This is a genomic window from Actinomadura logoneensis, from assembly GCF_003428695.1.
Taxonomy (GTDB): domain Bacteria; phylum Actinomycetota; class Actinomycetes; order Streptosporangiales; family Streptosporangiaceae; genus Spirillospora; species Spirillospora logoneensis.
In genome coordinates this window covers 1-5,901 of record NZ_QURH01000868.1, presented here as the reverse complement: position 1 = coordinate 5,901, position 5,901 = coordinate 1, and the positions used below count along the sequence as shown (strand labels likewise).

5 protein-coding genes and 1 pseudogene are annotated in these 5,901 nt (G+C 74.1%); 5 read left to right on the top strand and 1 reads right to left on the bottom strand.

The genetic code is table 11. The annotated features are described in order from the left end of the window. The 4 genes and pseudogenes from DZF91_RS39115 to DZF91_RS29325 form a co-directional block, all read left to right on the top strand. A pseudogene (locus tag DZF91_RS39115) lies at positions 1-792 on the top strand (hypothetical protein); the annotation flags it as partial. A 75-nt stretch (positions 793-867) separates the two neighbouring features. Continuing rightward, positions 868-2,163 (top strand): ABC transporter substrate-binding protein, encoded by a 1,296-nt coding sequence (locus DZF91_RS29335; protein WP_147341436.1) that lies wholly within the window; start codon positions 868-870, stop codon positions 2,161-2,163. Positions 2,164-2,294: 131 nt separating this feature from the next. Then, positions 2,295-3,104 (top strand): carbohydrate ABC transporter permease, encoded by an 810-nt coding sequence (locus DZF91_RS29330; protein WP_117360351.1) that lies wholly within the window; start codon positions 2,295-2,297, stop codon positions 3,102-3,104. Continuing rightward, complete coding sequence (locus DZF91_RS29325) at positions 3,097-3,924, top strand: carbohydrate ABC transporter permease (protein ID WP_117360350.1); 828 nt, start codon at positions 3,097-3,099, stop codon at positions 3,922-3,924. Before DZF91_RS29330 ends, DZF91_RS29325 begins: the two co-directional genes overlap by 8 nt. A 23-nt stretch (positions 3,925-3,947) precedes the next feature. Here DZF91_RS29325 and DZF91_RS29320 read toward each other — a convergent pair whose 3' ends face one another. Then, complete coding sequence (locus DZF91_RS29320) at positions 3,948-5,030, bottom strand: GlxA family transcriptional regulator (RefSeq protein ID WP_117360349.1); 1,083 nt, start codon at positions 5,028-5,030, stop codon at positions 3,948-3,950. Between the two features lie 72 nt (positions 5,031-5,102). On the opposite strand from DZF91_RS29320, the gene DZF91_RS29315 reads away from it, so the two are divergent. Then, positions 5,103-5,901: APC family permease (locus tag DZF91_RS29315; protein ID WP_199486968.1), on the top strand; the 799-nt coding region annotated here is incomplete at its 3' end.

The window sequence follows — 5,901 nt, the reverse complement described above, 5'->3', positions numbered from 1 at the left end:
GACCTGCGGCCCGACACCGGCCCCGACCCGGCGCGCGCCTACCTGCCCGCCGCCGCGCTGGCCGTCGTGGACGCGCACCGCGCCGGGCCGACCGTCCGGTTCACCCAGCCCTCCCGGTTCGCGGCGCCGCCCCGCTCCGCCGGCCCTCCCGACGCCGAGGACCCGCGCGCGCCGGACGGGTGGAACGGCGCTCCCTCCCCACGGGACGTCCGCCCCGGAGACCCGATGCCCGGCAGGGACGGCGGCGCGTTCGGCACCGACGGCCCGTTCTCGCGGCACGGGACGAACGGGGAGGGGCGGCGGAGGCGGCCGGGCGCGCTCGCGACGCCGCTGACCGCCGCGGTGCTCGCCGCGGTCCTCATCGGGGTCGGCGCGCTGCTCGGCCGCGTCCTCACGCCCGGCGGCGACCGGACGGACCGGCCGCCCGACCGCCGGCCGGTGCTCGCCCAGCGGAACGAGGGCGACCCGCCGCCGCCGGCGGGCGGCGAGAACGACCGTCCGGGGACGACGCCGCGGCTCGTGGTGAACCAGCCCCACGGCGACGGCTCGACCACCTTCGTCGTGCACGGCTCGGGGTGGCGTCCCGGCGAGACCGTCCGGCTCGTCCTGGACGGCTCGCGCCGCGCGCCGCACCCGTGCGTCACCGACCGGCGGGGGACGTTCAACTACGCCGTGAACCAGGACCACGAGCTGGTCGCCGGGGCGCTCCCGCCCGGCGTGCACCGGATCACCGCGGCCTCGGCGCGGCGGCCCGCGGCGGCGGCGACGGTCCGGTTCACGGTGCTCATATGATTTTCTACCAAAAAAGTGAAGAATTCCGTCCGAAACCCTTGACGACGCCGGAGAGGCGACCGGATAGTGATCACCATGCTTGAGCGGCCCCTCCGAATCCTGCGACCCGCCGCCGCGGTCGCCACCCTTCTGCTCGCCGTCGCCGCCTGCGGCGGCGGCTCGTCGGACGACGCGTCCGGCGGCGGCGGATCCGCCACGTTCACCTACTGGACGACGAGCTGGACGCCGGAGCAGATCAGCCGGATCGACGCCGACTTCGCCAAGGCGCACCCCGGCCTGCACTCCAAGGGGCAGTTCATCGCGAGCGCCGACCAGTACCTCCCCAAGGTCGTCTCGGCGATCAAGTCGAACACCCAGCCGACCGTCCTGCTCACCCAGAACGCCTCCGACCTGCCGGAGATCGCGCAGAGCGGCAAGCTCATCCCGCTGGACGGCGACCTCAAGCAGGAGACCGCCGGGCTGTACCCGGGCATCAAGGACGCGCTGTTCTACAAGGGCAAGCAGCTCGGGTTCGCGCGCTCCGGCGTCGGCGACATCGTGCTGTTCTACAACAAGAAGGACTTCAAGGAAGCGGGCATCGCCAACCCGCCCGCGACCTGGGCCGAGCTCGTCGAGGACGCCAAGAAGCTCACCGACCCGGGCAAGAAGCGGTTCGGCTACTACGTCCCGCTCGGCGAGGCCGAGTGGATCACCTTCGCGTGGACGCCGCTGCTGCGCGCCAACGGAGGCGACCTGCTGACCCCGGACGGCACCCGGTCGGCGTTCAACACCCCGCAGGGCGTCAAGGCGCTGCAGACCTGGGTCGACCTGATGACCGCCAAGGCGGCGCCGACGACCAGCTTCGCCCAGGCCGGCAGCTTCGACGGCGCGCCCGCGTTCGCCAGCCACACCGTCTCGATGATGGCCAACGGCCAGTGGGCCGTGGACACCTTCAAGAAGGCCGGGCTCGACTTCGGCGTCGCGCCGCTGCCGCGCGGCGACGCGGGCCCGTCCACCTCGGTCGGGATGGAGGTCGCGGCGCTGCTGAAGACCTCCAGGGCGCAGGAGCGGGCGGGCCTGGAGTTCATCCGGTACCTGGCCCGGCCGCAGGTCGGCGCGCACCTCGCCGCCGCGAACGGCGGCCTGCCGTCCGCGCCGGACCAGCTCCAGCAGCCCGAGCTGAAGGAGCACATCGCCAAGGACCCGTACTACCAGACGTTCGCCGACGGGTTGAAGTTCGGCAAGGGGCGTCCGATGACCCCCGCCTACAACGCGGTGTCCGAGGCGCTCTACACCGAGATCAGCAAGGCGCTGCGCGGACGGCAGACCGCGCAGCAGGCGCTCGCGAACGCCGCCGGGAAGGCCGACAAGGCGCTGAAGGAGCAGGGCTGAGCAGGGTCGCCGTCCGGAGCGCCGGCCGCGTCCGGCTCTCCGGACGCTCCCGTGCCTCCGGACGGTCCCGGGCCGACCGGCGCACCTGGGGGCTGGCGTACCTGTTCGTCGCGCCGACCGTCCTGCTGACCGTGCTGTTCTCGATCGTCCCGCTGGTGATGCTCGGGTGGCGCAGCCTGCAGAAGGGCAACGTCTTCGGGACGTCGTTGCGGTTCGTCGGCCTCCGCAACTACCGGGACATGCTCGCCGAGGGCGGCGGCCGGGCGCTCGGCGTCACCGCCGAGTACACCGTCGCGTTCGTGCTGGCGACGATGGTCCTCGGCTTGGTGCTGGCGCTGCTGCTGAACGCGCGGGTGCCGGGGGCGGGGAGGCTGCGCGCGCCGTTCGTCATCCCGCTCGTGGTGCCGGCCGTCGCGACCGCGCTGATCTGGTCCAACCTGTTCGCGCCCCGGTTCGGCCTGGTGAACCGGCTGCTGTCCGGGGCCGGCCTGGACGAGGTCGACTGGATGTCCCGGCCCGGGCCCGCGCTGGCGATGGTCGTCCTGTTCGGCACCTGGCAGTTCTTCGGGCAGAACGTCATCCTCTACCTCGCCGCGCTGAAGACCCTCCCGCAGGACGTGCTGGAGGCGGCGAGCGTGGACGGCGCGGGCGGCTGGCAGCGGTTCCGGCACGTGCAGTGGCCGATGCTGCGCCGCGACACCCTGCTCATCCTGGTCGTCACGACGCTGACCGGGCTGCAGACCTTCACCCAGATCTACGTGCTCACCGGCGGCGGCCCCGGCGGCGCGACGCGCACCGCGCTCTACTACGTGTACGACGAGGGCTTCGCCAAGTTCGACGCGGGCCGCGCGGACGCGATGGGGATGCTGCTGTTCCTCGTCTCGCTCGCGGTCACCGGGCTGCAGATCGCCGTGCTCGGCCGGAGGGACGACCGTGCCTAGGATCCTGGCCCGCCGCGCGGCGGTCCACGCGCTGCTCGCGCTCGCGGTGCTCATCGTGATGTTCCCGCTGGTCTGGATGGTGCTGACCGCCGTCAAGACCAACGCCCAGATCGTCAACCCGGCCGCGTCGCTGTGGCCGTCGGAGTGGCACTGGTCGAACATCCCGGACGCGTGGGGCCAGGCGCCGTTCGCGCGCTGGTTCGCCAACACCGTCGTGTTCGCGGTCGGGGCGACGCTCGGCCAGCTCGCCGCCGGGATGCTCGCGGGCTACGCGTTCGCGATGTTCGACTTCCCCGGCCGCCGGACGCTGTTCGTCCTCGCGCTGAGCGGGCTGATGATCCCGTTCAGCGCGGTCATCGTCCCGGTGGCGCAGATCCTCGGCGACCTGCACTGGCTGAACACCTACCAGGGCCTGATCGTCCCGAACATCGCCTCCGGCCTCGGGACGTTCCTGTTCCGGCAGTTCTTCCTGGGCACGCCGCAGCAGCTCGGCGAGGCCGCCCGCGTCGACGGCGCGTCCGAGCTGCGTATCTTCTGGCAGGTGTACGCCCCGCTCGCGCGGCCCGCGACGGCGGCGCTCGGGATCATCCTGTTCCTGCAGAACTGGAACAACTTCCTGTTCCCGCTGATCGCGGTGAACACCACGAGGATGCAGGTGGTCTCGCAGGGGCTCGCGGTGTTCCAGGCCCAGATGACCACGCAGACGCAGTACAACCTCATCATGTCGGCGTCGCTCATCGCGATCGTCCCGGTGCTGCTGGTCGCGGTCGCCGCACAGCGGCACATCGTGGAGGGCATCACCCTGGGCGCGGTCGACTGACCGCCTCAGGGCCGCTGCCCGTCTCAGGACCGCGCGACCAGGCGCGTCCGCGCGAGCGCGTCCTGGCCGTTCGCGTCCCCACCGCCCGCTGCGGCTGCGGCTGCGGCCGCTGCGGCTGCCGCGGCCGTTTCCGCTTCCGCCGCGGCCGGACGGTAGCGGAACACGTGCCGGTACGACTGCGGGGACAGCCCCGCCACCCGGACGAAGTGGTAGCGCAGGTTGGCCGCGCTGCCGAACCCGGTCCGGCGGGCGACCTCCTCGACCGGCAGATCCGTCGTCTCCAGCAGTTCCTGCGCCAGCCGAATCCGCTGCTGGAGCAGCCACTGCAGCGGTGACACGCCGAGCGCGTCGCGGAACCGGCGCAGCAGGGTGCGCTCGCTCATGTGCGCGGCGCGGGCGAGCTCGGCGACGGTCAGCGGCAGGTGCAGCCGCCCGGCCGCCCACTCCAGCACCGGCGCGAGGCCGCCGTCCCGGTCGCGGCCCGCCACCGCCGGACGGGTGATCTGCGGCCGGGCGCCCTCCCGGTGCGGCGGGACGACCATCCGCCGCGCCACCTCGGCCGCGACGGCCGCGCCGTGGTCCCGGCGCAGCAGGTGCAGGCACACGTCGATCGCCGCGCCCGAGCCCGCCGTGGTGATCACGTCGCCGTGGTCGATGTAGAGCGGCCCGGGGTCGAGCTCGACGTCCGGGAAGCGGTGCGCGAAGTCCCCGGCGTTCATCCAGTGCGTCGTCGCGCGCCGCCCGTCCAGCAGCCCGGCGGCGGCCAGGATGTAGGTGCCCGTGCACAGCGCGAGGATCCGGCGGCCCCGCCGGTGCGCCTCCCGGACGGCCGCGACCAGCTCGGGCGGCGGGGCGAGCTGCGCCTGCCGGGACAGCGCCGCGACCACGACCGTGTCGGCCTCCGGCAGGTCGCCGAGGCGGTGCGCGGCGTACAGGCTGAGCCCGCCGGTGGACGGCAGCGGCCCCGGCTCGGCGGCGTAGGTCCGCAGCTCGTACCAGGGTTCCACCAGGTCGCTGCGGTCGAGCCCGAAGACCTCGCAGGGGATGGCCAGCTCGAACACCGGCGTCCCCGGCGCCACGGCCAGTCCAACAATATGTCTGGACATGGCGGGAATTCTACGCGGGACGGCGCTTCTGTCCCTGGCGGCCGGGTCCCGTCCGGCCGACGCTTGGATCCCGTGAAGGACACCGAACCGAACAACGCCCCCGGGGGACGGCTCACCCTCGGACAGGGGACCGCGATGTACGTGGGAGCCGTCCTCGGCACCGGCGTGATCGCCCTGCCCGCGCTCGCCGCCCGCACCGCGGGGCCCGCCTCCCTGGTCGCCTGGGCCCTGCTGGTGCTGATGTCGATCCCGCTCGCCGCCACCTTCGCCGCGCTCGGCGCGCGGCACCCCGACGCGGGCGGCGTCTCCACCTACGCCCGGCTCGCCTTCGGCCCGCGCGCCGCCGCCGTGGTCGGCTGGTGCTTCTACCTCGCCATGCCGGCGGGCGCGTCCGCCGCCGCGCTGTTCGGCGGCGCGTACGTCGCCGAGGCGGCCGGCGGCGGCCGGGCCACCGTCCTCGCCACCGCCGCGGTGCTCATGGCCGTCGTCAACGCCGCCAACGCGGTCGGCGTCCAGGCGTCCGGGCGGATGCAGCTCGCGCTCGCCGCCGTGCTGGTCGCGCTGCTGCTCGTCTCGGTCGGGCTGGCGCTGCCGCACGCCCGCGCCGCCAACCTCACCCCGTTCGCCCCGCACGGCTGGACGGCGGTCGGCCCGGCCGCGGCGCTGCTGGTGTGGAGCTTCGCGGGCTGGGAGGCGATCACGCACCTGGCCGCCGAGTTCCGCCGCCCCGCGCGCGACCTGCCGCGCGCGACGGGCGCGGCGGTGGCCGTCGTCGGCGTGCTGTACCTGCTGCTCGCGTTCGCGATCATCGCCGTGCTCGGTCCGGGCGCGGCCGACTCCGCCGCGCCGCTCGGCGAGCTGATGGCCCGCG